Raw genomic sequence first — 26765 nt, 5'->3', positions numbered from 1 at the left:
GCCCACCCCCCCCACCCAATCATCGCGCACATCGACCTCATATCGCGGCCATCCGACACAAGCCACGCCACGACGCAGCGCCTCAATGCACCCGCCGCGCAAGCACCTCGTCTCGCGGCCCCGCATCGACCACGCGCCCGGCTTCCACCACGACGACGGTGTCGAAGCGCGCGAGCAGGCTGGGGCGATGCACTGACGCGACGATGCAGGCCGACGGGAACGCGGCGACGATGCGGTCGAACACACGGCCCTCGGCCAGCGGGTCGAGCGCGCTGGTGGGTTCGTCCAGCAGCAACAGCGAACTGCCCTGCGCCGCCAGCGCGCCGCGGGACAGCGCAAGCCGCTGCCGCTGACCACCCGACAGATTGCCGCCGCGCTCGCTCAGGCCGCTGCGCAACCCGTCAGGCAGGCGCTCCAGCACTTCGTCGAACACGCCGGTGTGCATGGCCGACGTGAGCGCTGCGGCCTCGGCCGGCTGGCCGAAGGTGAGGTTCTCTTCCACACTGGCTTCGAACACCTCGGCTTCCTGCGGGATCAACGTGGCCAGCGTGCGCAGTTCGGCCCAAGGCACCGCGACGCCATCGCGCAGCAATTCGCCGTGCTGTGGCGGGTAGAGGCCGGCCAGCGTGCGCAGCAAGGTGCTCTTGCCGCCGCCGCTCGGGCCGATCAGAGCGACGCGCGCGCCGCGTCGCAATTCCAGATCTACGCCATGCAAGCCACCGCGCGCGTCGTCGCCATAGCGCCAGGTGGCACCGCGCAGTGCCAGCGTCTGCCAGGGTGCATCGGGCAGCACGGCGGGCACGGTCACGTCGGGGTCGGCCGGCGCCGCCCAGATCGGCTCGGCGCTGCCGTAGTCGGTGTGCATGCGCGCGAAGCTCTGGAAGTTCGACGCCATCGAGCCGACCACGCCGGCCGCCTGCTGCGCGTACTGATAGATCATGAACACAGTGCCCAGCAGCACCACCTGCCCCGGCTGGCGCGTCTGCACGACATAGACCACCACCAGGATCCAGGTCAGCCCCATGCCGAGCAGATCCACCGTGAACCATTTGCCCTCATTCACCATGACCGCGCGGCGCAGCGGCGCCATCACCGCGTCCATGCGCCGGCCGAGCAGCGTGCGCGACGCCGCCTGCAGCCGCAGGCCGATCACCGTGCCGGCATTGCCGACGAAGTCGAGCAGCGCCGCGGCATAGCGGCGCTCGGCGTCGTTCTCGGCGCGGGCGAGCTGCATCAGGGTGCGGTCGAAGCGCAGGATGATGAAAGAGATGATCACGTACCCGGTGATCGCGATCGCCCCGCTCGTGCTCGACAAGAGCGCCAGCGCCACCAGCGGGCCCACGAAGTTGAAGGCGTTCTGCAGATAGCCGAACTGGTTCTGCGCGAAGTCGGACAGCGCCCGGCTCGCCTGCATCACGCGGTGCTGCAGCTCACCCGAATGCCGACCGTCGCGCCACGCCAGCGGTGCTGCGGCGATGCGCGCATAAAGCTGATCCGCCAGCCGCACGCGCACCCGCACGCCCACATTGCGCTCCAGCACCCGACCCGGGCCGTGCAGCAACCACGACATCAGATAGATGCCGATCAGATAGGCAATCCACCGCCCCGCCGTCGCCATGTCGCCCTGCTGCAGCGCATTGATCGCCTGCGCGGCGAGCCAGGGCATGGTGAGCCGCATCAGTTGCGCGCCGGAGAGGAGCGCGGCAGCGCCGAGTAGCTGCGCGCGGGCGCCGCGGGCGTGGAGCCAGAGGGCGCGGTAGAGGTCGCGGGCGGCGGTGGGGAGGGTGATATTCGCGTGAGGTTGAGCGGGAGTCGATGCGGTCATGAAAGCATTCCATCATTGATCAGGCGCCGCGGAAAGCAATCTCCGAATTGTGGCCAGATGCACTAACGCAAGCTTGTTCGACTTAATTGAGATTCTCCTTGAACAGAAGCGCCGCCGCGGACGCCTCCCGATAAGGGTCAAATGACGATATCTTTAGCAATGGAGTGTCGGCAATGCACTTGACGATTCAGATTAAGCGACTAATCGAGCGCGAAGATCGACAGCATCGAAAGGGAGAAGTGTGAGCGAATGGGAAATGCCAGCATCGGACACCAATGCTGGGACAAGCACATTGGCCAGTGGGCCAGCAGGCACCCATTTCGAGGCCCAAGTCGGTGCGTCATACTTGCTAGCCATGCTCAGCGGGGCGCCGCCACGAGGTCTTCCCGGCGCCACGATAGATCGGGTGGCTCTACAACAAGCCAATGCTGGGCGTCCGCTCGATGACGTAATCATTCACTCCCATGACAACGTGTCCGGTAAGCCGGTGGTTCTTGAGGTTCAGGTCAAGCGAACCATCACCTTCGCCACCGCCGACCCCGTCTTTCGCAAAGTCGTGGGCCAAATCGTCAAAGCGTCGCAACGGCCTGACTTCGCGACACAGCGTTACGAGTTGGCGATTGCGACGACGAAGGGCTCCCGCAAGATCGACGGGGCATATCAGGATGTGCTTACGCTCGCGCGGCAGATTGGCGACCCTGCTGCATTCGCCGCCCAAATTGATCTGGTGGGCGTGGCGAACGACGACATGCGCGCCTTCGTCAAGACCTTCAAAAGCCATCTGCGAGACGAAGGCTCGCCAGATGACAACGAGACAGTCTGGCAATTGCTGCGTCGGCTCCAGATTCTGACCTTCGACTTCACGGCAGCAGGTTCCGCATCGCACGACCTAGCGCTTGAGCGCGCGGTGCGCGTGCTCCACGCCGACGATGGATCGCGCGCCGGGGCCCTTTGGGTCAGTCTCATTGAACTAGCTATCGATGCGGCAAAGAGCGGCGGCGATAGAACTCGCGAAACGGCATTGCAGACGCTTGCGCAACTCGGATATCGGTTCGTGGGCGAGCGTCGTCATGCGACGGCCCGCGCCGCGTTAGCCGAGTCATCACGCTTGGCTCTTGCTGACATTCAGAACCGTGTGGGCATCGCCGTCCTTTCAAGGCAGGAGCGTGTTGCCGCAACGTATGCAGCACTAGACCGAGGACGCTATGTCGAAATCCGAGGAGACGCTGGCGTCGGCAAATCGGGCATCCTCCGGCAGATAGCAGAGGCCATGCGAGCCGAGAGTCAGGTCATCGTTCTAAGCCCAAGACGATGCGTCCCACGCGGGTGGGCCGCATGGCGTGCACAGCTCGGCTTCGACGGGACGCTTCGCGAGTTACTTGTCGAACTGGCAAATGACGGTGGCGCGACGATCTTTGTCGATAACCTCGATTCCTTCAGCGCCGAAGAGAGGCTCACGGTTGTCGATGTCGTCGGGGAAGCGTCGCTCATTCCGGGCCTGAACGTTGTGGCAACAGCGCGGCGTGAATTTGGGATTGATGAGCCCAAGTGGCTCCCAAGCGATGCTCTGGCGCGCTTGGGTCAAACTGAACCGATCACGATAGATGAGCTGAGCAAGGCAGAGGTCGAACAGCTGAAAGCGATTGATCCTTCGCTTGCGCCCCTTCTAACGGACGGCCATCCCGCACGCCAGGTCGCCAGAAACCTGTTTCGCCTCGCACGGCTGGCGAGTCAGCCAGCATCTGATCCCGTACCGCGCACTGAAGTCGATATGGCCGAGCAGTGGTGGACCACCGCGGACGGCGCCCGCGACGCCGGGTGGCGTGATCGGACTCGGCTGCTAAAAGGCGCAGCAGTGCAGACCTTGGCTGGCGCTGACTTCCTCGACGTTACAGGCCAAGCTGCGGCGCCGATCGATGCGCTAGTGTCCAGCGGCACTCTGCGGGACTTGGGCATTGACCGGGTCGCGTTTCGTCATGACGTACTGTGCGAGTGGGCGATTGCAAGCGCCCTGCACGCTGATCCCGAACTCGTCGACAGGCTGCAACTAGATCGGCCAGCAACGGCGATGTTTGCACGTGGCGTTGAGCTGGCAGCGCGTATGGCAATCGAGCGGGCGACTGATGGCGTGAGGTGGCACGCGCTCGTTGATCGCCTGAGCCAAGCGGGAGTTCATCGTTCTTGGCGCCGCGCCGCGTTGCTCGCCCTAGCTCGATCCGAAGCTGCGGAAGCACTCCTCCAACGCGCATCGCCCGAGCTTCTCGCCAATGGCGCCGCACTGCTGCGCGAACTCATCCGAACGATCATGGCTGTCGACGTGCTTCCGGCCGCAGAGGTCTTTGCGGCTGCGGGAGTCGACCCCGCGCTCATACCCGAATCGATCAACGTCCCGCGCGGCCCGGCATGGATGTGGCTGATTATCTGGCTCTTGGGTACTGGGGATAGCGTTCCGAGCGATGCCATTCCAGAAATCGTTCAGCTATACACTACATTCTCGATTGGCACGCTTGGCGCCACCGATATCACGCCCTTTACAACACGGCAGATCTATCGTTGGCTGAGGCTTATGGAGCCTAGGGATGTAAAGCCCGCGCCACGCGAAGGCCCAGTGCTCTGGGCGCACCTTGATCGCGACGAGGTTCATTCCCTGAAGTCAGACCTTCGTGACGCGTTCGTCATGTTCGCACGGACAACGCCGGAACTTGCTGCCGAGTATCTGAAGGCAGTGGGGCAGAGCGCGTACAACGAAGAGATCGTGCGCAGCATCCTGAAGATGCGAGGCACTTTGGCCCAAGCGGCGCCAGCGGAGCTCGCTGAATTGACCGCGCGGGCGCTTATCGCTAAGCCCCGGCCGCACGAGCGACACTTCTCCTGGGAATGTGAAGAGGCTTTTACCTATCTCGATAACGAGTTCCTTCAGGCATCGCCGACCCAAGGCCCATTTTTTGAATTGCTGACCAATTCGCCCAAAGATGGCTTGGCATTGGTTCATCGCTTAGTCACGCATGCAGTCGCCCACGGAAGCGGAGGCGCTGACCCCGGAAAAGATGGGGTCGCCTTGGCATTGCCGGGAAGTGCGCGCACTTTCCCGTGGACGCAGACCTACTTCTGGTCTCGCAGCAGCAACTTCTACGCCGTCACGTCCGCGCTGATGGCGCTTGAAGCATGGGCGCACTGCCGCGTTGAGGCGGGCGAATCATTCGAAGGTGTGCTGACAGACGTGCTCGGGCCGCAGGGCTCGTGCGCTGCGTACTTGCTGGTGGCAGTTGATCTCATAATCTCGCACTGGCCCAAATCGCTTGACGTGGCGGCGGCATTTCTCGGCTGTCCCGAACTGCTGTGTATCGATCACACGCGTCAGGTGCATGAGCGTGTCGAAATGCCGGACTTCTTCGGGCTTGGCGCCTTGCGTAGCGAACCGCGCGGAAGCGTGACCGCCGCTGACCTGAAGCGCCGGCCATCCCGACGGACAACGCTTGACGAACTGATTGGCAACTTCACGTTCCTGGCATCCCCGGATCAACTTGCGGCACTTAGGACGCTGTTGGCAACCGCGGCAGCACGCCTGGGCGAACCTTCCGCGAGCGCGCATCTAGGCAACCCGGAATTCATGGTTCGGTACGCACTGAACCTCTCGGATGCCGCAAATTGGCCAGAAGTGGAAGTGACGCTCAAGGACGGATCATCCGCGACTGCGCGCAAGTATCTATCGCCAACGGCGGAGCAGAATCATCTACAAGCTTTGCGAGACGCCGCGACTGAGCGAGAGTCAGACTTCGCCACGCAGTCTGCGCTGACCCTTGCGGTCGACGATCCCGCCCGGTTGCTACCAGACGGTCGGTCGGTAGCGGTGGCTTGGGCGCGGCGTTCTGCGACAGCTACGGCAGAAGTCGAATCCGACGACGACAGCGGAGAGCGGCGTATGCAAGAGGAAGCGGTTGTGACGGCCGCGATGATCGTCATGCGGGACGGTGATAACGCCTTGCGCGCCGAGCACGGAGCATGGGCGCGATCTCAACTGGAGAAGACGCTTGCAGCTCTCGACGACGATCCTGCGCGTCGGATGCGAGGGGGTCTGCGCTTCAATCCGACCGCAATCGCCTATGTCGGGTTGATCCACGCCTTGCGACATCGGTCAACGCCGAAAGATGTGCGGTCGCTTCTTGAGGTAGCGGCGACAGGAAAGCACGCTGTCGCGCACGGCTTCGGGACTTCCGCCGAAGTCCTAGCGGACGTCGATAGTCGCCTACCGAGAGCTGTGCTCCGATGTGCATTCAGCGGGTGTGTGGTGGAGAACCGAGCTTGGGATGCGTCACAGGAGGAAGTCGACGCTCGCAAAGCGCGTTGTCATGAACGGGCACGGGCTGCCGTTGCCGCTGAGATGGCATGGCTTGGCGGCGAAGGTCCAGAGCCAATGTGGCCGACATTTCCTGTCGAGCAAGCTCGACCGAGAAGGCGCCTACGTTTACCTGGATCCCGAATTGCTACACCAGAACCACCAGAAGCGCCGGCGCCTTCGACAACAGAGCATGTAAATCATCAGGCTGCAGCTCTCTGGTTGCGCCAGGTGCGCGCTCTTTCCCACGATGACACGCACCCATGGCTCAGCGAGATCGTGAAAGCCTACATGCCTTGGACGGCCCTCGCGAATGGAGTGAACCTCGACGATGGAGACGAAACGGACCGTCAGCCATCTGAGTGGAACGATACGTTCTTTGCGGCGGTTGCACGCTGCGTTGTCGGCCTGTCAACGCCTGAGACCACTGAACTGGCCGTGCGGCACATCGTTGCGCTTCCAGACCGGAATTTCTACGACGTGCTCGTCGATTTCTTGCGCGGCATCGACGCGGTGTACTTCGAAGGCGACAACATTCCGACGCAGGTGGCGGTAGACATTCGGATCGCACTCGCCGACCACATGCTGACCACGCGTGGATGGGAACGTCTCAGCCGAAGCAGGGACTTGTCCATCGAAATGCACATTGGCCCGGCAATCGCCATCTTGTTCTTTAACGACCACATGTACGGGCAGGGATCGAAGTGCTACCTGCTTGAGAAGGGCGTGGAGCGAGTCGGTCCGTTTCTGCCTGTTCTGCGCAAACTGGTTAGTCTAGGGCCGTCACCCTTCGTCGCCCTGGTACTGCTCAATCTGCTGGAGGTTGCGCCGCGAGCCGAGCAATTAGAAGTACTCGTCGGGGCCGGAAGCGCATTGCTCGAGGCCTATCCTGACTTCCGACAGCTATGGATCGACCACGGTGTGGGCCGCAGATGGTGCTTGTTGGTGGAGACTATCCGGGTAAGCAGCCCTTCTAGTCTCAGCAGCAGCATGCCGCTCCGGTCAGCCATCGACACGACCGTCGCGACTTTGGTTGCACTCGGCGTACCTGAAGCCACGAGACTGGAGGCAGAACTGAGCAAGCTTTGAAGTTCGCGCTTGGTGTTTCCTCCACACGATCATCTCTGTTGTGCGCGTATGGAATTGCCCCATCTGGTAAGTGGCGCATGAGGACGAGCTTCTGCACTATCAATGCCGCAGCCGGACAGCAACAGCACTATTCGCTCAGTTCCCTACCGGCTACAGTCCCTCGAAATCGAACGACAGCTACCGATGGTGGCGGATGGTCAGCAGGTAGACCGTCGCCAGGTCGTCGGCCACGGTGTAGAGCAGAAGGTAGTCCCCGTGCAGATACTCGCGAAGGGAATCAGCGGCCCCTGTCGGCATGGCGGCAAGCAGGGTGAGTGCCTCGACGGATTGGGGCGGGTGGTTGAGGTAGCGCCGACCGATGCGGCGAAAGCGGGCCACATTCGTGATGACCGTGCAGTGCAACTGATCGAGCAGATCGTCGAAGGTCGCGCCTGCATCGGCCTCGATCAGAAAGGCTTCGATGGCTTAGCGGCGCGCCAGGAAGCTGTCAGTCAGCTCAACCCGATGGAAAGTCTCAGCCACGTGGCTTTCGGGCTTTACCGGAGGGCGGAACGGCTTCGCCGGCGTCTGCCACGGCACCCTTCGCTCGACGCTGCTGCAGCCCGGCGATCGCGGCATCGGCCGCCTGGGTACGCCCGGCGACGATATCGGCCAGACCGCGCCGTGCATCGTCGATCAGCAGCAGATGGATGCGTTCGCGTTCCAGCCGGTGGTAATAGTCCAGCCGGTCGGCGTCGATCAGGGCCACGTAGCTTTCACCGTTCTTGGTGATGATCTTTTCGGCACCGGCCTTGGCCTGATCGGCGAGTTCGGAAAGATTGGCGCGTGCCTGGGTGAAGGGCACTACATCACTGGCAGAAAACCCCATGACTCGCTCCCGGGAGGATGGGTAGGTGACAGAATTCTATGCAGCCTATCTCACCACGTCGGGTACTGCGAGGAGGGTCATTCATCGCGGCGGTGAGGTCGAGGCGCGCGCTTGCACATCGCTTGACCTGACGCGTGCGGCCGCTGTTTGAACGATCAAGCGTAGGTGGCGCGTCCCGCGACCGGAAACGGTACGCGCGTTCAATCCGTCCGCACCAACTCCCCCTTCGCATTGAACGCGTACCGAAACGAAAACCACTTTTCCAGCTCCGATCCAGTCTCGATGCGGAAGGCCGTCATCAGCCGCTCGCCGTCGGTCTTCAGGTAGATCGCACCGTACACCTCCACATTGCTGCGCGCCAGTTCCTTCACGTCGAGCTTGATGGCGTCGAGCGCTTCGGGTGACAGCGCGGTGGCCAGGGCGTCGATGCGGTCGAGCAGTTTCTGCACTTGCGCGCCGTCTTCGAGCGGGCGCGACGAGCGCTGCAGTTCGGTGGACAGGATGACGGGCGCGTCGCCGCGGCCGTAACGGCCGAGGCGGCCCAGCAGATCGGGGCGGGGGTGGACGTGCCCTTCCTGATCGCCCGACGAAATGATGAAGGCGGCCGGATTGACGGCGGCGAGAAACGCGTCGGTCACTTTTTCGGAGCCGTGGTGACAGGACTTCATCACCTCGGAGCGGAAGGTCTTCTGAGCCTCGGCCACCATGGCGTCGTGGTCGGGCGTGCCGGGCTTCGGGAAGGTTGCGCGGCCGGTGTAGTGCTGCAGCAGGAACTTCTCGGCCGGCTCGTTCAGATCGCCGCCGAACAGCACGGAAAACTGTCCGTACTGCAGCCTGAGCAGCACCGAATGACCGTTCTTGGTTTCGCCGTAGCTCTTCAGGCGGCGCAGGGCGGGCTTGCCGCCGGGCCCTTTTTCGACCACCGGACCGAGCACGCGGATGGTGTAGCCGCGCCGGTTCGACGGCGCGAAGTCGGGCATCCACGCCACACCGCCTTCCAGTTTTGCGTGTTCGGTCGACAGCATGCGCAGGGTTTTGATTTTCGGGTTCTGCAGCGCCGCCCGCATCAGCTTCGGAAACTCGTAGCGGGTGTTGGCCGGCAGCGCGCCGAACAGGCGCGTCAGGTCGGCCTTGTCGACCGCCAGCGCGGTCACGTACGACACGCCGCTTGCCGGATCGGGCACCGGTTCGCCGCCGAGCTTGGCCCAGGTGCCGGTGACGGCGCGTTCGACCAGGCCGTTGTGATAGACCGTCCTGAAGCCGATCTTGTGGTCGCTGAACAGCGCCTGGAAGCCGAGATAGTGGTCGTTGTCGGGATGCGTCACGACCGCCGCATGGAAGTTGAAGCCGCGGTAGCTCTTGAAGCGTGCGTTCAGGAAGGCGCGCATATTGCCCTCCTTGCCGGCGTCGATGATGATGATGCGTTCGTCCTTGCCGGTTTCGGGCGAAATGAGCACCGCGCCGTCGCCCTGCCCCACGTCGACGAACACGATTTCGAGCGGGCGCCGCTCGACGGTGTCTTCGGCCGCGATGTACAGCGTGCGGCGCTTGTCGGGCGAGCGCGCCGCCCAGTCGATCTCGAGCCGGCCATCGTCCAGCGCGCGCTTCACCGTCAGGTAGTCGCCCCAGATGACTTCGCGCACCTTGCGGCCGGCCTCGTCATGGAGATATGTCTTCTTGCCGTCCTTGCGCAACGCGACGAACCGGTGTGCCATGGCATTCCCCTGCGGAGTCAGGTGCGAATGAAATGAAGCCGCGGCGTGCACACCGGAAGCGGATCGGGTACGCGAGGCGGGCTCGTGTGGTCAAAACTAGCACAAGGACATCGGCTTGGCCTGAAGGACGCGCGGAACGGCGGGCTTCAGCGGAGTTGTCCACACGGCAGGGATCGCCCGCCGCTTCATTTCAGGCAGCAATCGCGAGCAAGCTCGCTCCCACAAGGTCGGGCACCCGGCCCTGGCGCGCAAGCGCTGTATACCGAGCGGCGTAGAGAATGACCTCCTCGTCGACAACAGGAGAAGGATTGCAGCCGGGGACTGGACAAGCTATACGAATCAAATGATTAGCATACTCTCACGCGCCCGAACGAACGATGGACGTGATATGCACTGAGTGCTGCCTTGGCGTAATTGCCTAAAAATTAGGCAATTATCCAAATCAAGATAATTTCAGATAATTCGCGGCGCGTGCTCTGGCGGACACGCGAAGCCCGGCGCGACGCAGTCCTGATCGGATCGCGCGTCTCGTGGAAATGGCTTCGGGTCGTGATGGAGCTTCCCAAGTTCGCGGGCTTCGGTAGTGCGTGCAATCGCGAGCAAGCTCGCTCCCACAAAAGACCCGGCTGCGATTGCGGTTCGGGGAATCGGCTCAGGCGAGCCGCCGCCCCTTCGGCTTCACTCCACCGTCACGCTCTTCGCCAGATTGCGCGGCTTGTCCACATCCGTGCCCTTCACCAGCGCTGCGTGATAGGCCAGCAACTGCAGCGGGATGACGTGCAGCACGGGTGACAGCAGGCCGTAGTTCTCCGGCATGTTCAGGATGTGCAGGCCTTCGCCTTCGACCATTTCGGTGCCGGCGTCGGCGATGACGTACAGCTCGCCGCCGCGTGCGCGCACTTCCTGGATATTGCTTTTGAGTTTCTCGATCAGCGCGTCGTTCGGCGCGATGGCGATGACCGGCATGTCGCGGTCGACCAGCGCCAGCGGGCCGTGCTTGAGTTCGCCGGCCGGATAGGCTTCGGCGTGGATATAGGAAACTTCCTTCAGCTTGAGCGCGCCTTCGAGCGCGATCGGGTAGTGCTGACCGCGACCGAGGAACAGCGCGTGCTGCTTCATCGCGAAGCGTTCGGCCCAGGCCTGGATCTGCGGCTCGAGCTCGAGCACGCGGGTGACCGCGCTGGGCAGGTGGCGCAGCGCCTTCAGGTACTTCTCTTCCTGCGCGTTGCTGAGCGTGCCGCGCGTCTTGGCGACGGCGAGCGTGAGCAGCGCCAGTGCGGCGAGCTGGGTGGTGTAGGCCTTGGTCGAGGCGACGCCGATTTCCGGGCCGGCGCGGGTGATGAAGCGGAGCGACGATTCGCGCACGATGGCCGATTCGGGCACGTTGCAGATCGACAGCGTGTGCATCATGCCGAGCGACTTGGCGTACTTCAGCGCCGCCAGCGTGTCGGCGGTTTCGCCGGACTGCGAAATGGTGACGACCAGCGTGGCGGGGTCGGCGACCGGCTTGCGGTAGCGGTATTCGCTGGCGATTTCGACGCTGCATTCGATGCCGGCGACGTCTTCGAGCCAGTAGCGGGCGACCAGACCGGCATGGTAGCTGGTACCGCAGGCGAGCACGAGCACGCGGCGCACCGAGCGGAACACGTTGTCCGCTTCGGCGCCGAACAGGTTGGGCGTGATCGAGCGCGCCTGGGCGAGCATTTCCAGCGTGTTCGACAGCGCGGCCGGCTGTTCGAAAATCTCTTTCTGCATGTAGTGGCGGTAGTTGCCCAGTTCGACCGCGTCGGCCGACAGCTGGCTCACCTGCACCGCGCGCTCGACCGGCGTGCCGTCGAGACGGAACACGCGCATCGAGGTGCGCGTGAGTTCGGCCATGTCGCCGTCTTCCAGATAGACCATGTTGCGCGTGACCTGCAGCAGCGCCGAGGTGTCGGACGCGGCGTAGTTGCCGTTGTCCGACAGGCCGAGCACCAGCGGCGAGCCGTGGCGCGACACGACGATGCGCGAATCTTCACCTTCGGTGACGATGGCGATGGCGTAGGCGCCGATCAGTTCGTTGCAGGTGGCGCGCACCGCGTCGATCAGGTCGGGCGTGGTTTCAAGGTGGTGACGCACCAGGTGGGCGATCACTTCGGTGTCGGTTTCCGACGTGAAGGTGTAGCCCAGACCGGTCAGGCGGGCGCGTAGCGGCTCGAAATTCTCGATGATGCCGTTGTGCACCACGGCGAGACCGTCGCTGATGTGCGGGTGGGCATTGCGCTCCGACGGCACGCCGTGCGTGGCCCAGCGGGTGTGCGCGATGCCGATCGACGCTTCGAGCTTCTGTTCGTCGGCCTGGGCGGCCAGTTCGGCCACGCGGCCGACCGAGCGCAGGCGGCGCAGCGCGGTGCCCTGGGCGCCATTGAGCACGGCCAGGCCGGCCGAATCATAGCCGCGGTATTCGAGCTTGCGCAGTCCTTCGAGCAGGACGGGAACGATATTCTGGCCGGAGATGGCCGCGACGATGCCGCACATGGGGACGATCCTTTAAGCAGAACTGCGCAAGATTCGGGTAGGGAAAAGCGTTACTTCTTCTTCACCGGCCGGGTCCAGCCGGTGATCGTGATCTGGCGGGCGCGGGCAATCGTGAGCTGGCCCGGCGGTGCGTCCTGGGTCAGCGTGGTCCCTGCGCCCAGCGTGGCACCGCGGCCGACGGTGACCGGCGCCACGAGCTGGGTGTCGGAGCCGATGAACACATCGTCTTCGATCACGGTGCGGAATTTGTTCGCGCCATCGTAATTGCAGCAGATGGTGCCGGCACCGATGTTCACGCGGCTGCCGACGGTGGCGTCGCCGACGTAGGCCAGGTGGTTGGCCTTGCTGTGGGCGGCGATGTCGCTGTTTTTCACCTCGACGAAATTGCCGATGTGCACGTCTTCGGCCAGCCTGGCGCCGGGGCGCAGGCGGGCGTACGGGCCGAGCTGGCAGCCGGCGCCGACGGTGGCGTCGTCGAAGTGGCAGAACGGCGCGATGCGCGTGCCGGCGGCGATGGTGACGTTGCGCAGCACCGAGTGGGCGCCGACGACGACGCCGTCGCCCAGCTCGACGCGGCCTTCGAAGATGCAACCGATGTCGATCTCGACGTCGCGACCGCACACGAGCTCACCGCGCACGTCGATGCGCGCCGGGTCGCGCAGCGTAACGCCCTCGTTCAGCAGGCGTTCGGCGTTTTCGCGTTGATGGGTGCGTTCGAGGTCGGCCAGTTGCGCCTTGTCGTTCACGCCGAGCGTTTCCGAAACCCGCGCCGGCTGTGTGCTCACCACGGGTACGCCGTCGCGCACGGCTGCGGCGACCACGTCGGTCAGGTAGTACTCGCGCTGCGCGTTGTCGTTCGACAGATGGGTGAGCCATCCGGCCAGCCTTGCGCCGGGCACCACCATGATGCCGGTGTTCACTTCGTGGATCTTGCGTTCGCCCTCGGTCGCGTCCTTCTGTTCGACGATGCGCACGATGCGCCCGGCGGCATCGCGCACGATGCGGCCGTAGCCGGTGGGGTCGTCGAGCGTGACGGTGAGGATGCCCAGCTTGCCGTCGCCGGCCGCTTCGGCCAGCTTGACCAGCGTGTCGGCGCGCAGCAGCGGCACGTCGCCATAGAGGATGAGTACCGGTTCTTCGCGCGACAGCACCGGCAGCGCCTGCATCACGGCATGGCCGGTACCCAGTTGTTCGGCCTGCAGCGCCCAGTCGACCTGCAGATCGGGGAAGGCGGCACGTACGGCGTCACCGCCATGGCCATACACCACACAGGTGCGCGAGGGCTGCAACGAAGCCGCGGTTCGCAGTACATGCCCGAGCAGCGGGCGGTCGGAAAGCGGTTGCAACACCTTGGGCAGCGCGGAACGCATGCGCTTGCCCTGACCGGCGGCGAGGATAACAATCTGCATCGGACACCCTGTAGCGGAAAACCGCATCAACTCTAGCATTGGGGGACATTGGCCTGCTGCGCAGCAGTTCTCGCACAGCCTGGAAAGTGCACCGATCATGCAACCTGCACCCGCGCATGCGGACCAATGAAGGCTATGGCTTCGAGTACTTACGACATGAGATACGGATCGCTTTACATCGCCGCGCTGATTTCTTTCAGCACGATTGCGACCGCCGACACGGTGCATCGCTGGAAGGACGAAAACGGGGTGATCAACTACGGTCACACGCCGCCAGCCGGCGTGCGTTCGACACCGGTCCCGACGGTAGATCCGCTCAAGGTGACGCGACCACCGGGCGCGACGGCCGACGCACCGGCTGCGCCGGGCGCACCCGCGAATCTGGATCGCAACGCGGTACGCGATGAGGTCGAACAGGCGCTGCGTCAGCAATCCGCCAACCAGGCCGCCGAAACCCGCGAACAGGAAGAAAGCGCCCGCCTCGCGGCGAGAAAGCGCTGTGAAGCCCAACGCCGGGTGGATTGCGACGACCCGGCCGTGCTCGAAGACAGCCTTTATGGCGTGCCGCCGCGCATCGTGCGACGCCATTTCCCGACCCAGCCGCTGTACCCGCCGATCCGCCCCCCCGCACAACCGGCCGAGCGGCCGATGTTGATGCGGAAGTTGCCGTAGCGAAAGCTTGATCCGGCCATTTCTCAGGCGTCTGCCCAGGTTGAGGCGGGAGACCGGCGTCTTGTAGGAGCTNCTTGCTGTGGGAGCTTGCTGTGGGAGCTTGCTGTGGGAGCTTGCTGTGGGAGCTTGCTGTGGGAGCTTGCTGTGGGAGCTTGCTGTGGGAGCTTGCTGTGGGAGCTTGCTGTGGGAGCTTGCTGTGGGAGCTTGCTGTGGGAGCTTGCTGTGGGAGCTTGCTGTGGGAGCTTGCTGTGGGAGCTTGCTGTGGGAGCTTGCTGTGGGAGCTTGCTGTGGGAGCTTGCTGTGGGAGCGGCGGCCTCGCCGCGATCGATACCGCGATGATCGCTGATCAACGCGCCGATCGCGGCGAGGCCGCCGCTCCCACAGGGGCTGCTCCACTACCGCCCATCTAAACAGAGACCGGTCGGCCGATGTTTCCCTTTCGCCCGCAGGGCAATCCGGGAAGGGCGGACGATCAGCGTGGCAAGGTCGATGAACCCATCAGGAATTGATCCACTTCGCGGGCGCACTGACGACCTTCACGGATCGCCCACACGACGAGCGACTGGCCGCGACGCATGTCGCCGGCGGCGAACACCTTGGGCACGCTGGTCGCGTAGCAGCCGTCACCGTCGGTCGTGGCCTTTGCATTGCCGCGGGCGTCCTTGTCGACGCCGAAGCTGTCGAGGATGCTGGCAGCCGGGCTGACGAAGCCCATCGCGAGCAGCACGAGGTCGGCGTCCATCAGGGTTTCCGAGCCCGGCACCTCCTGCATGCGACCGTCTTTCCATTCGACGCGGACGGCCTTGAGCTTCTTGACCTTGCCGTTCTCGCCGATGAATTCCTTGGTCGCGACCGCCCAGTCACGCTCGCAGCCTTCTTCGTGGCTCGAGGATGTGCGCAGCTTGACCGGCCAGTACGGCCACACCAGCGGCTTGTTCTCGGCTTCCGGCGGCTGCGGCAGCAGTTCGAACTGGCTGACGCTGGCTGCGCCGTGGCGGTTCGACGTGCCGACGCAGTCCGAACCGGTGTCGCCGCCACCGATCACGACGACGTGCTTGCCGGTGGCCATGATCTGGTTCGGCACGGTGTCGCCGGCGACGACGCGATTCTGCAGCGGCAGGAAGTCCATCGCGAAATGCACGCCGTCGAGGTCGCGACCCGGCACCGGCAGGTCGCGCGGCTGTTCGGCACCGCCCGCCAGCACGACGGCGTCGAACTCGGCGTTCAACTGCGCCGGGCTGATGACCGTTGCGGCGTCGCTGTGCACCGGAGAGCCTTCCGGCAGATCACCGATGCGCACGCCGGTGCGGAAGGTGACCCCTTCGGCTTCCATCTGCGCGACGCGACGATCGATGTGCGACTTTTCCATCTTGAAGTCGGGGATGCCGTAACGCAGCAGGCCGCCGACGCGGTTGTTCTTCTCGAACACGGTCACGTCGTGACCGACGCGGGCCAGTTGCTGCGCCACCGACAGACCCGCCGGGCCGGAGCCGACTACAGCCACCTTCTTGCCGGTCTTGGCGGCCGGCGGCTGCGGTACGACCCAGCCCATTTCCCAGGCCTTGTCGATGATGGCGTGCTCGATCGACTTGATGCCCACCGCGTCGCTGTTGATGGTCAGCGTGCAGGCGGCTTCGCACGGCGCCGGACAGATGCGGCCGGTGAATTCCGGAAAGTTGTTGGTCGAATGCAGCACATCGATCGCCTGCTTCCAGTCCTGGCGATACACCAGGTCATTGAAGTCGGGAATGATGTTGTTGACCGGACAGCCGTTGTTGCAGAACGGAATGCCGCAGTCCATGCAGCGCGCACCCTGCACCCTGGCTTCTTCGTCACTGAGGTGCAGCACGAATTCGCGGTAGTTGTGGACGCGCTCGGCGACCGGCAGCGACGCCTCGGACAGGCGCTGGAATTCAAGAAAACCGGTGGACTTTCCCATGACTCGTGTTCCTGTTACTTGGCCAGGGCTGCGCTGGGCGCTTCCGCCTTGGCAGCCATTTCGCGCAGCGCGCGACGGTATTCGATCGGCATCACCTTGACGAACTTCGCGCGCCACTGCGCCCAGTTGTCGAGCACGTCGCGCGCGCGCGCCGAGCCGGTGAAGTGCAGGTGACGGGTGACCAGGCGACGGATGATCTCTTCGTCGCACATGTCGACATGGTTCACCACCGCGCGACCGATCACGTCGATGTCGGCGTCGTCCGCCAGATCACCGCTGAGGGCGTCGATTTCGACCATGGACATGTTGCAGCGTTTGGCGAAGCTGCCGTCCTCGTCGAGCACGTAGGCCACGCCGCCCGACATGCCGGCGGCGAAGTTGCGCCCGGTCTGGCCGAGCACGACCACGGTGCCGCCGGTCATGTATTCGCAGCCGTGGTCACCGGTGCCTTCGACCACCGCGATGGCGCCAGAATTACGCACCGCGAAGCGTTCGCCGGCCACGCCGCGGAAGTAGCACTCGCCTTCGATCGCACCGTACAGCACGGTATTGCCGACGATGATGTTCTGTTCGGCCTTGCCGCGGAACGCATCGCTCGGCTTGATGATGATGCGGCCGCCGGACAGGCCCTTGGCGACGTAGTCGTTGCCCTGGCCGGTCAGTTCCAGCGTGATGCCGCGTGCGACGAAGGCGCCGAAGCTCTGGCCGGCAGTGCCGGCGAGCTTCACCGTGATGGTGCCGTCGGGCAGGCCGGCGTGGCCGTACTTGCTGGCCACGGCGTGCGACAGCATGGTGCCGGCGGTGCGGTTCACGTTGGTGATCGGTGATTCGATGACCACCGGCTTGCCGGTTTCGATGGCGTCCTTCGCCTTGGCGATCAGCGCATGGTCGAGCGCGCGGTCGATACCGTGGTCCTGCGTTTCCGAATGGCAGCGCGATACCTCGGCCGGTACCGGCGGCATGAAGAAGATGCGCGAAAAGTCGAGCCCGCGCGCCTTCCAGTGTTCGATGCCGGCACGCGTGTCGAGCAGGTCGGCGCGGCCGATCAGGTCTTCGAACTTGCGGATACCCATCGACGCCATCAATTCGCGCACTTCTTCGGCGACGAAGAAGAAGAAATTGACGACGTGTTCGGGCTGGCCGGTGAATTTCTTGCGCAGCACCGGATCCTGGGTCGCGACGCCGACCGGGCAGGTGTTCAGATGGCACTTGCGCATCATGATGCAGCCTTCGACGACCAGCGGCGCGGTGGCGAAACCGAATTCATCGGCGCCCAGCAGCGCACCGATCAGCACATCGCGACCGGTCTTCATCTGGCCGTCAGCCTGCACGCGGATGCGGCCACGCAGGCGGTTCAGCACCAGCGTCTGCTGGGTTTCGGCCAGGCCGAGTTCCCACGGCGTGCCGCAGTGCTTGATCGACGAAATCGGGCTGGCACCTGTGCCGCCGTCGTGACCGGCGATCACGACGTGGTCGGCCTTGGCCTTGGAGACGCCTGCGGCCACGGTGCCGACACCGATTTCCGACACCAGCTTGACCGACACCGAAGCCTGCGGATTCGAGTTCTTCAGGTCGTGGATCAGTTGTGCCAGATCTTCGATCGAATAGATGTCATGGTGCGGCGGCGGCGAAATCAGGCCGACACCCGGCACCGAGTGACGCAGGAAGCCGATGTATTCCGACACCTTGTGGCCGGGCAGCTGCCCGCCCTCGCCCGGCTTGGCACCCTGTGCCATCTTGATCTGCAGCTGGTCGGCGCTGGCCAGATATTCGGCGGTGACGCCGAAACGGCCGGACGCGACCTGCTTGATCTTCGAGCGAAGCGAATCGCCCTTCTTCAGCGGCAGCGCGACTTCGACACGCGACGAACCGATCAGCTTGTCGAGCGTGGTGTCTTCGGTCACCGGCTTGAAGCGGATCGGATCTTCGCCGCCCTCACCTGTGTTCGACTTGCCGCCGATGCGGTTCATCGCAATGGCCAGCGTGGTGTGCGCTTCGGTGGAGATCGAGCCGAGCGACATGGCGCCGGTGGCGAAACGACGGACGATTTCCGCCGCCGGTTCGACTTCGGACAGCGGCACCGGCGGGCCGGCCGGCTTGATGTCGAACAGGCCGCGCAGCGTCATGTGACGCTTCGTCTGGTCGTTGATGATCTTCGCGTATTCCTTGTACGTGTCGTATTTGTTGGCACGCGTCGAGTGCTGCAGCTTGGCGATCGCGTCCGGCGTCCACATGTGCTCTTCGCCGCGGATGCGGAAGGCGTACTCGCCGCCGGCATCCAGCGCATTGGCCAGCACCGGGTCGTTGCCGAAGGCCTGGGTGTGCGTGCGTAGGGCTTCTTCGGCGACTTCCGCCAGGCCGATGCCTTCGACCTGGGTGGCGGTGCCGGTGAAGTAGCGCTTCACGAAGGCCGAGTTGAGGCCGATGGCTTCGAAAATCTGCGCGCCGCTGTAGGACTGATAGGTCGAAATGCCCATCTTGGACATGACCTTGTTCAGGCCCTTGCCGACCGCCTTGATGAAGCGCTTCGACGCTTCCTTGGTCGACAGCCCGGACGGCAGCTCATTGGAAATTTCGGCGATGGTGTCGAAGGCCAGCCACGGACAGATCGCCTCGGCGCCGTAACCGGCGAGCAGCGCGAAGTGGTGGGTTTCGCGCGCCGAACCGGTGTCGATGACCAGACCGGTCAACGTGCGCAGGCCCTTGCGCACCAGATGGTGATGCACGGCGGACGTGGCGAGCAGCGCGGGGACGGCGACACGCTCGCGCGACACGGCGCGGTCGGACAGCAGCACGATGTTGAAACCGTCGGCGACCGACTTTTCGGCTGCGTTCTGCAGGCGCTGTAGGGTGGCTTCGCAACCGGCTGCGCCCTCGGCGGCCGGATAGGTCATGTCGAGCACCAGCGAGCGGTACTTGCCGCCGGTCAGGCGTTCGATGTCGCGCAGGCGCATCAGATCCTGGTTGGTCAGCACCGGCTGGGTCAGTTCGAGGCGCGGTGTCAGGCCGTCTTCGTTGTCGGCCACGCCCATCAGGTTCGGACGCGGGCCGATGAAGGACGCGAGTGACATGACGATTTCTTCGCGGATCGGGTCGATCGGCGGATTGGTCACCTGCGCGAACAGCTGCTTGAAGTAGCTGTACAGCGGCTTGTTGCGGTCGGACAGCACCGGCAGCGTCGAGTCGTTGCCCATCGAACCGACGGCTTCTTCGCCGGCCGACGCCATCGGCGCGAGGATGAACTTGATGTCTTCCTGGGTGTAGCCGAAGGCCTGCTGCGTGTCGAGCAGGGTTTCAGTGCGGCTGTTCGCGTACTCAACCTCTTCCAGTTCGGTCAGGAAGAAGCGCGAATCGGTGATCCACTTGTCGTACGGGTATTCGGTAGACAGTTCGTGCTTGAGCGCGCCGTCTTCGATGATCGCGCCCTTTTCGAGGTCGATCATGAACATCTTGCCCGGCTGCAGGCGCCATTTCTGGATGATGCGTTCGTCCGGAATCGGCAGCACGCCCATTTCGGACGCCATGACGACCATGTCGTCGTCGGTGACCAGGAAACGCGCCGGGCGCAGGCCGTTGCGGTCGAGCGTGGCACCGATCTGGCGGCCGTCGGTGAAGGCCACGGCGGCCGGACCGTCCCACGGCTCCATGATCGCGGCATGGAATTCGTAGAACGCGCGGCGTTCTTCGTCCATCAGCGGATTGCCGGCCCAGGCTTCCGGGATCAGCATCATCATGGCGTGGGCCAGCGAATAGCCGCCCATCACGAGCAATTCGAGCGCGTTGTCGAACGACGCCGAATCGGAACCGCCTTCGTCGATCAGCGGCCACAGCTTGTCGAGATCCTGGCCCAGTGCAGCCGACTTCATCGACTTCTGGCGCGCCTTCATCCAGTTGATGTTGCCGCGCACGGTGTTGATTTCACCGTTGTGGGCAATCATGCGGAAGGGGTGTGCCAGATCCCAGGTCGGGAAGGTGTTGGTCGAGAAGCGCTGGTGTACGAGGGCCAGCGCGGACGTCGCACGACTGTCCTGCAGGTCGAGGAAGTACTCGCCTACCTGGTTGGCCAGCAGCATGCCTTTGTAAACGATCGTGCGCGACGACAGCGACGGAATGTAGAACTGACCGACGTCGGACAGCTTGAGCGCGCGCACCGCATGTTCGACGCGCTTGCGCACGACGAACAGCTTGCGTTCGAAGGCGGTCTGGTCGGCCACGGTGTCCGGGCGGCCGATCAGCACCTGGCGCATCTGCGGCTCCATGGCGCGGGCCGCTTCGGCCAGCACGCTGCTGTCGCGCGGCAGATCGCGCCAGCCGAGGAAGGTCAGGCCTTCTTCGTGGATGATGCGCGCGACGACCGATTCACAGGCGGCGGCGCCATTGGCGGATTGCGGCAGGAAAACGGTTCCGCAGGCGTAATCGCCGGCGGCGGGCAGCGTGATGCCGAGTTTGCCGGCTTCGTCGCGCAGCAGCGCGTCGGGCAGCTGGATCAGGATGCCGGCACCGTCACCGAGCATCGGGTCGTAACCGGTGGCACCCCGATGGTCGAGATTCTTCAGGATCAGCAGACCCTTTTCGATGATGTCGTGCGACGTGCGATTCTTGATGTTCGCAACGAAACCCACACCACATGCATCGTGCTCGTTTTCGGGGTCGTACAGACCTTGAGTATGGGGAAGACCCATTGCATTCGTCCTCGGAACTCGTTTGCCAACCGCGCACGGAACCGGCCCTGCGGCCTGTCGCACTGCGGGAATTCGCACCTCCAAGCCCGTGAAAAAGCCGGCTTCCACGATCATCGCCTGACGGCGGGACGATGTGGGCACCGGCTCGGGTGGCCTGGCCGCTTCAACGCTGAAGCCGCTCCGGGCACTTTTGGGGTGGACGACGGAGTATACGGACATGCACGGCTGCAGACAATACTCGTTCCGCGGTGCATCAAAACGTGACGGAATCTGGCGTGAGGCGCGGCATGCGGCGGTCGCTTCAGATGTCGCCCACGGCAAACAGCCGGCGGTGTTCGCGCATGGCGTAACGGTCGGTCATGCCGGCGATGTAATCGGCGATGGCGCGTGCGCGGTCGTCCTTCGCCATGGACTGGTACTGCGGCGGCAGCAACTTCGGATCGCCGTGGAAGGCGCCGAACAGTTCGGCCACGATGCGCCGCGCCTTGGCCGTCATCCGCAGCACCTGATAATGGCGGTACAGCTCGTCGCGCAGGAACTGCTTCAGGGTGCGCTGTTCCGCCCGCATGGCGTCACTGTAGGCAACGAGTTCCGGCCCGCCGCGCACGTCTTCGATCGACTCCGGCGCAGCCGCCGCGATGCGGGAACGGGTTTCGGCGACCAGATCAACGACTTGCGCATTGATCATGCGCCGGATCGTTTCGTGGATCAGGCGCCGGCCGGTGATCTGCGGGTACCGATCGAGCACTTCGCGCCGGTAGCGCGCGAACACCGGCACCTCTTCCAGCTGGTCGAGCGTGATCAGGCCGGAGCGCAGACCATCGTCGACATCGTGATTGTTGTAGGCGATTTCGTCGGCCAGATTGCAGATCTGCGCCTCGATGGTCGGCTGGGTGCGCTCGATGAAGCGCCGACCCAGATCGCCGAGGTCTTTTGCGCGAGCCGGCGAGCAGTGTTTCAGGATGCCTTCGCGCGTTTCGAACGTGAGGTTCAGCCCGTCGAAGGCGCCGTAGCGCTCTTCCAGCAGATCAACCGTGCGCAGGCTCTGCAGGTTGTGCTCGAAGCCGCCGTGTTCGCGCATGCACTCGTTCAGTGCGTCCTGGCCGGCGTGGCCGAATGGCGTATGTCCGAGGTCGTGCGACAGCGAAATCGCCTCGACCAGATCCTCATTTACCCGCAGCGCGCGCGCGATCGAGCGGGCGATCTGCGCCACTTCGATGCTGTGGGTCAGCCGCGTGCGAAAGAGATCACCCTCGTGATTGACGAACACCTGCGTCTTGTATTCGAGGCGGCGGAACGCGGTGCTGTGGATGATGCGGTCGCGGTCGCGCTGGAACTGGCTGCGCTCCGACGGCGCCTCTTCGGGGTGCACACGGCCCAGCGAATTGTCTTCACGTGCGGCGTACGGAGCCAGCTCAGACATCGGCGCAACACTGTTCGATCGCCGATGCGACGTCAGGCCGCGTCGCGTCGCCCCACACCACGGCGTCGCCGATGGCACGCAGCAGCACCAGTCTCAGCTTGCCGGCTTCGACCTTCTTGTCGTGCGACATCAGTTCGAGATAACGGTCGACACCCAGGCGCGGGCCACGCAGCGCCAGGCCGGCTGCTTCGTGAATGCCGCGGATGCGCGCGATGTCGGCGTCACCCAGCCAGCCCAGCCGGCGCGAAAGCTCGGCCGCCATCAGCGTGCCGGCGGCAACGGCTTCGCCGTGCAGCCATTCGCCGTAGCCAAGACCGGTTTCGATCGCGTGGCCGAAGGTATGGCCGAGATTGAGCAGCGCCCGCACACCGGTTTCGGTTTCGTCTTCGATCACCACCTCGGCCTTGTTGCGGCAGGAGCGTTCGATGGCAAACGCCAGCGCGTCGGTGTCGCGCGCCAGCAGGCGCGGCATGTTGATCTCGAGCCAGTCGAAGAATTCGCGGTCGCGGATCAGGCCGTACTTGATCACTTCGGCCAGGCCGGCCTTCAATTCACGCTCCGGCAGCGTGTCGAGCGTATCGATGTCGGCCAGCACCAGCTTTGGCTGATGGAAGGCGCCGATCATGTTCTTGCCGAGCGGGTGATTGATGGCGGTCTTGCCGCCGACGCTGGAATCCACCTGCGACAGCAGCGTGGTCGGCACCTGGATGAAGGGCACGCCGCGCTGATAGGTTGCCGCAGCGAAGCCGACCATGTCGCCGATGACGCCGCCACCCAGCGCGATCAGCGTCGTCGAACGTTCGACCCGGGCGCCGAGCAGCGCGTCGAAAATGAGGTTCAACGTCGGCCAGTCCTTGTGCGCCTCGCCGTCGGGAAGCACCACCAACTGGTGGGCGACATCGACCGAATCGAGCGCGGCGAGCACACGCGCGGCGTACAGCGGTGCGACCACCTCATTGCTGATGACGACCGCGCGCTTGCGTTTGAGCACCGACGCCAGCAGGTCGCCGCGATCGATCAGGCCGCGACCGATGTGGATGTCGTAGGCGCGTTCATCAAGGGCGACGTTCAGGCTGCGCATCGGCTCAGGTATTCCCGTTCAAGTTGACGGACGATGGTGAGCGGGCTGCCGTGCCCGCTTTCGGCGATGAAATCCGCCACTTCACGGTACAGCGGATCGCGGATGCCGTGCAGTTCGCGCACCCGCGCGCGCGGGTCATCGACCTGCAGCAACGGACGGTTGCGGTCGCCGCGGGTGCGGTGCCAGAGCACGTCGGGGGGGACATCGAGATAGACGACCCAGCCGCCGGCCTTCAGGTGTTTGCGGTTCATCGGGTCGAGCACTGCGCCGCCACCGGTGGCGAGCACCAGACCGGAGTCCTGGGCGAGTGATTCGATCACTGCGCTTTCGCGCCGGCGGAAACCCGCCTCGCCCTCGATTTCGAAGATCGTCGGGATGCTGACGCCGGTGCGCGCTTCGATCTCGTGATCGCAGTCGACAAAGCGCTTGCGCAGGCGTCGCGCAAGCTGCCGTCCGACCGTGGTTTTGCCGGCGCCCATCAGGCCGACGAGAATGATGTTGTCGCTGTGTTCCACGGGCCGGATTCTAGCAGTGCCCGCCCGCCCCGGCCGACGGCCTCACGTTCGGGGCCGCCCCTCAGGTGGATTCAGGATCAGCGCAGCGTGAGGTTGTCGCTGACGATGCGCGGTGTCACGAAGATGAGCAGCTCGGCGCGGTTGTCGCGGGTTTCCGTGTTGCGGAACAGGAAACCGACATACGGCAGGTCGCCGAGGAACGGCACGCGCGACTGGGTGCGGCGTTCTTCCTGGGTATAGATGCCGCCAATCACCACCGTGCCGCCGTTCTCGACCAGCACATCGGTCTTGACGTGCTTGGTGTCGATGGCCACACCGGCGCCGGTTGCCAGCTGGGTGTTGGGCGTGTCCTTGTTGATGTCGAGCGCCATCTGTACGCGGCCATCCGGCGTGATCTGCGGCTTCACTTTCAACATCAGATTGGCCTTGCGGAAGGAAATGCTGGTCGCGCCGGAGCTGGTGGCCTGCTGGTACGGAATTTCGACGCCCTGCTCGATCAGTGCTTCGTTCTGGTCGGAGGTCATGACACGCGGACTCGAAATCACCTTGCCCTTGCCGTCCTGTTCAAGCGCGGACAGTTCGAGGTTCAGGAAGCGGGTGGCCGCCGAGTTGAACAGCACGAACGACAGCTGGCCCGGCGAGCGGCCGCTGATGTTCGACGCACGCAGATTGACGCCCAGCGAATCCGTCGTGAAGTTGGGCTGCGTCTGGACCTGACCGGTCTGGAAGCCGGTCGCCAGTGAAGAACCTCCGATGTTCAAACCGGCACGTCCAAGTTGCACCGATCCCGACTGTGCCTGGTTCAGACCCAGACGCGCACCCAGGTTCTTGGCGAAGTCTTCGTTCGCTTCGACGATGCGCGCTTCGATCAGCACCTGGCGGGTGGCGATGTCGAGTTCGCTCAGGATGCGGCGGATGTCCTCAAGGCGGCTGGGAATATCGGTCACGATCAGCTTGTTGGTGCGCACGTCCATAACGATCGAACCCCGCTTGGACAGGAAACGCTTGTCCTTGTCGTCGGTGATCGCCTTGTGCAGCACATCGGCCTTGTGATAGTTCAACTGGAAGGTTTCGGTGCGCAGCGGCTCGAGTTCGCTGACCTGCTGCTGGCTTTCCAGAGCAAGTTTTTCCTTGGCCGACAGTTCGTCGCGAGGCGCGATCCAGATCACGTTTCCGGTCTTGCGCTTGTCGAGGCCCTTGGCGTCGAGAATGATGTCGAGCGCCTGATCCCACGGCACATCCTTCAGACGCAGGGTGAGTGAACCGCCCACCGTGTCAGACGTGATGATGTTGTTGTCGGTGAAGTCGGCAATCACCTGAAGCACCGAACGGACGTCGATGTTCTGGAAGTTCAGCGACAGCTTTTCGCCCTGGTAGCCGGGCTTGCTGCCCTGAACCAGCTTGTTCGGATCTTCGACCAGCCGCTTCACTTCGAGGATGAACTGATTCTCGCTCTGGTAGGCGTTGTGCTCCCACAGGCCGGTCGGCGTCACGGTGAGGCGCGTGTTGGCGCCCGAGCGCACGACTTCCATCTGGGTGATCGGCGTGCCGAAATCGGTCACGTCGTAGCGCTTCAGGAATTCGTCGGCCACCGAAGCGCGCAGGAACTCGACGACCAGTTTGGCGCCCTGCTGACGGATGTCGATGCCGGTATTCGGGTCGGACAGCTCGACCACCACACGGCCTTCGCCATCCTTGCCGCGACGGAACCCGACGTTGCGCAGCGTCTGCGCGTCCTGCGACACGCCCGGCTCGGCAAAGCGCGACACGTTGTCGGACTGGGCAACCGCCTCGGAACTGGCCGGCATCGCGAGACTGATGTAGAGATCACGCCCGGAAATGCGGGTATTGAACGGCGACAGCTTGTTCAGATTCAGCACCAGACGCGTGCGATCACCGACTTCGACGATGTTGTAGCTGCGCAGATGGGCCTCGTTCACGGTCTGCGAATTGCGCCCCACGGCATTGCCTGTCGCGGGAAAATCGAACGCGACGCGCGCGGGCGATGCGACGCTGAAGTTGGCCGGTACCGCAGTCAGTTCGGTTTTGGTGGTGACCTTGATCAGCACCTCACCGCCTTGCTGCGACACCAGAATGGATTCGATGCTGTTGGGCTGGCTCTGGGCAAGCGAAGCAACGGGTATCAGGCTTGCGCCAAGGGCCACGATCAGGCATGCGATCTTGCGGACGAAATTCATTTGTTTGTCTCCTGCTCCAGCAACTGGAGCGTACTGGTACGTTCGACCCATTCGCCGTCCGCGTCCTGAACGATTTCCTTGAGGGTGATGCCGTCATCCGCAATGGCCGTGATGACACCGAAATTCTGACCCATGTAATTCCCTGACCTGACCCGGTGCAATGTCGCGTCGGCCTTGATCAGCGCATACGCGACCTTGCCCTGCTGCAGCACGCCGACCATGGCAAGCGAATCAAGCGGGTATTGCTCGAGCGGCTCCTTGCGGCGATCGAGATCCGGGCCCACACCGCCCCCGCCCCCGCCCTTCTTGCGCTCGGGTTCGATCTTGGCCTGGCTGAACGGATCGATCAGCGACTCGGTTTCGTAGGCCACAATGATCGAAGGCTTGATTTCGGGCAGTGGTTTGACCTGTCCCTTCAGCCCCTGGGTGCTCTGTTCCATCCATGCGCGCAGGTCCTGATGGTCCTCCGAACCGCAGGCCACCAGACCACTGCACA

General features: G+C 64.0%; 15 protein-coding genes. 2 read left to right on the top strand and 13 right to left on the bottom strand.

Annotated elements, in window-relative coordinates:
• Positions 1-82: 82 nt before the first annotated feature.
• Positions 83-1825 (bottom strand): ABC transporter ATP-binding protein, encoded by a 1743-nt coding sequence (locus tag NMQ16_RS16695; RefSeq protein ID WP_257082054.1) that lies wholly within the window; start codon positions 1823-1825, stop codon positions 83-85.
• Between the two features lie 406 nt (positions 1826-2231).
• Between NMQ16_RS16695 and NMQ16_RS16690 the strand changes: the two genes are divergently transcribed.
• Positions 2232-7250 carry a hypothetical protein gene (locus NMQ16_RS16690; RefSeq protein ID WP_257082053.1) on the top strand — a complete coding sequence of 1673 codons (5019 nt, stop codon included), beginning with the start codon at positions 2232-2234 and terminating at the stop codon, positions 7248-7250.
• 177 nt (positions 7251-7427) lie between these two features.
• Here the strand turns inward: NMQ16_RS16690 and NMQ16_RS16685 are convergent, their stop codons facing one another.
• The 5 genes from NMQ16_RS16685 to glmU all read right to left on the bottom strand — a co-directional run bounded on the left by NMQ16_RS16685 (position 7428) and on the right by glmU (position 13759).
• Positions 7428-7628 carry a type II toxin-antitoxin system RelE/ParE family toxin gene (locus tag NMQ16_RS16685; RefSeq protein ID WP_257082052.1) on the bottom strand — a complete coding sequence of 67 codons (201 nt, stop codon included), beginning with the start codon at positions 7626-7628 and terminating at the stop codon, positions 7428-7430.
• A 136-nt stretch (positions 7629-7764) separates the two neighbouring features.
• Positions 7765-8118, bottom strand: a complete 354-nt coding sequence (locus NMQ16_RS16680) for a type II toxin-antitoxin system Phd/YefM family antitoxin (RefSeq protein WP_257082051.1) — start codon at positions 8116-8118, stop codon at positions 7765-7767.
• A 200-nt stretch (positions 8119-8318) separates the two neighbouring features.
• Positions 8319-9833 (bottom strand): ComEC/Rec2 family competence protein, encoded by a 1515-nt coding sequence (locus NMQ16_RS16675; protein ID WP_257082050.1) that lies wholly within the window; start codon positions 9831-9833, stop codon positions 8319-8321.
• Positions 9834-10511: 678 nt separating this feature from the next.
• Complete coding sequence (gene glmS / locus NMQ16_RS16670; RefSeq protein WP_257082049.1) at positions 10512-12350, bottom strand: glutamine--fructose-6-phosphate transaminase (isomerizing); 1839 nt, start codon at positions 12348-12350, stop codon at positions 10512-10514.
• A 50-nt stretch (positions 12351-12400) separates the two neighbouring features.
• The gene (glmU, locus tag NMQ16_RS16665) at positions 12401-13759 is read right to left on the bottom strand and encodes a bifunctional UDP-N-acetylglucosamine diphosphorylase/glucosamine-1-phosphate N-acetyltransferase GlmU (RefSeq protein ID WP_257082048.1); all 1359 of its coding nucleotides are present in this window, start codon (positions 13757-13759) and stop codon (positions 12401-12403) included.
• Positions 13760-13915: 156 nt separating this feature from the next.
• Here glmU and NMQ16_RS16660 point away from each other — a divergent pair, with 156 nt between their 5' ends.
• The gene (locus NMQ16_RS16660; RefSeq protein WP_257082047.1) at positions 13916-14431 is read left to right on the top strand and encodes a DUF4124 domain-containing protein; all 516 of its coding nucleotides are present in this window, start codon (positions 13916-13918) and stop codon (positions 14429-14431) included.
• A 472-nt stretch (positions 14432-14903) separates the two neighbouring features.
• On the opposite strand, the gene NMQ16_RS16655 is transcribed toward NMQ16_RS16660, so the two are convergent.
• From NMQ16_RS16655 to NMQ16_RS16625, 7 genes are all read right to left on the bottom strand, one after another.
• Positions 14904-16370, bottom strand: a complete 1467-nt coding sequence (locus tag NMQ16_RS16655; protein WP_257082046.1) for a glutamate synthase subunit beta — start codon at positions 16368-16370, stop codon at positions 14904-14906.
• Positions 16371-16384: 14 nt separating this feature from the next.
• Positions 16385-21052: a glutamate synthase large subunit gene (gene gltB, locus NMQ16_RS16650; RefSeq protein WP_257082045.1), complete on the bottom strand. Its 4668-nt coding sequence runs from the start codon at positions 21050-21052 to the stop codon at positions 16385-16387.
• Between the two features lie 301 nt (positions 21053-21353).
• Positions 21354-22475, bottom strand: a complete 1122-nt coding sequence (locus tag NMQ16_RS16645; protein WP_257082044.1) for a deoxyguanosinetriphosphate triphosphohydrolase — start codon at positions 22473-22475, stop codon at positions 21354-21356.
• Complete coding sequence (aroB, locus tag NMQ16_RS16640) at positions 22468-23556, bottom strand: 3-dehydroquinate synthase (protein WP_257082042.1); 1089 nt, start codon at positions 23554-23556, stop codon at positions 22468-22470. Before aroB ends, NMQ16_RS16645 begins: the two co-directional genes overlap by 8 nt.
• On the bottom strand, positions 23544-24071 hold the full coding sequence (locus tag NMQ16_RS16635) for a shikimate kinase (RefSeq protein ID WP_257082040.1): 528 nt from the start codon (positions 24069-24071) through the stop codon (positions 23544-23546). Before NMQ16_RS16635 ends, aroB begins: the two co-directional genes overlap by 13 nt.
• Positions 24072-24148: 77 nt before the next feature.
• A complete protein-coding gene (locus NMQ16_RS16630; RefSeq protein WP_257082039.1) occupies positions 24149-26269 on the bottom strand; it encodes a type IV pilus secretin PilQ in 2121 nt (706 codons plus the stop codon).
• Entirely contained in the window at positions 26266-26709 is a 444-nt protein-coding gene (locus NMQ16_RS16625) for a pilus assembly protein PilP (protein WP_257082038.1), read from the bottom strand. Before NMQ16_RS16625 ends, NMQ16_RS16630 begins: the two co-directional genes overlap by 4 nt.
• Positions 26710-26765: the final 56 nt, after the last annotated feature.

Origin of the sequence: Methyloversatilis sp. XJ19-49, assembly GCF_024580145.1 — a bacterium.
In the GTDB taxonomy this organism is placed as follows: domain Bacteria; phylum Pseudomonadota; class Gammaproteobacteria; order Burkholderiales; family Rhodocyclaceae; genus Methyloversatilis.
Note: the sequence above shows the minus strand (reverse complement) of the source record. Positions and strands in the feature narration are given on the sequence as shown.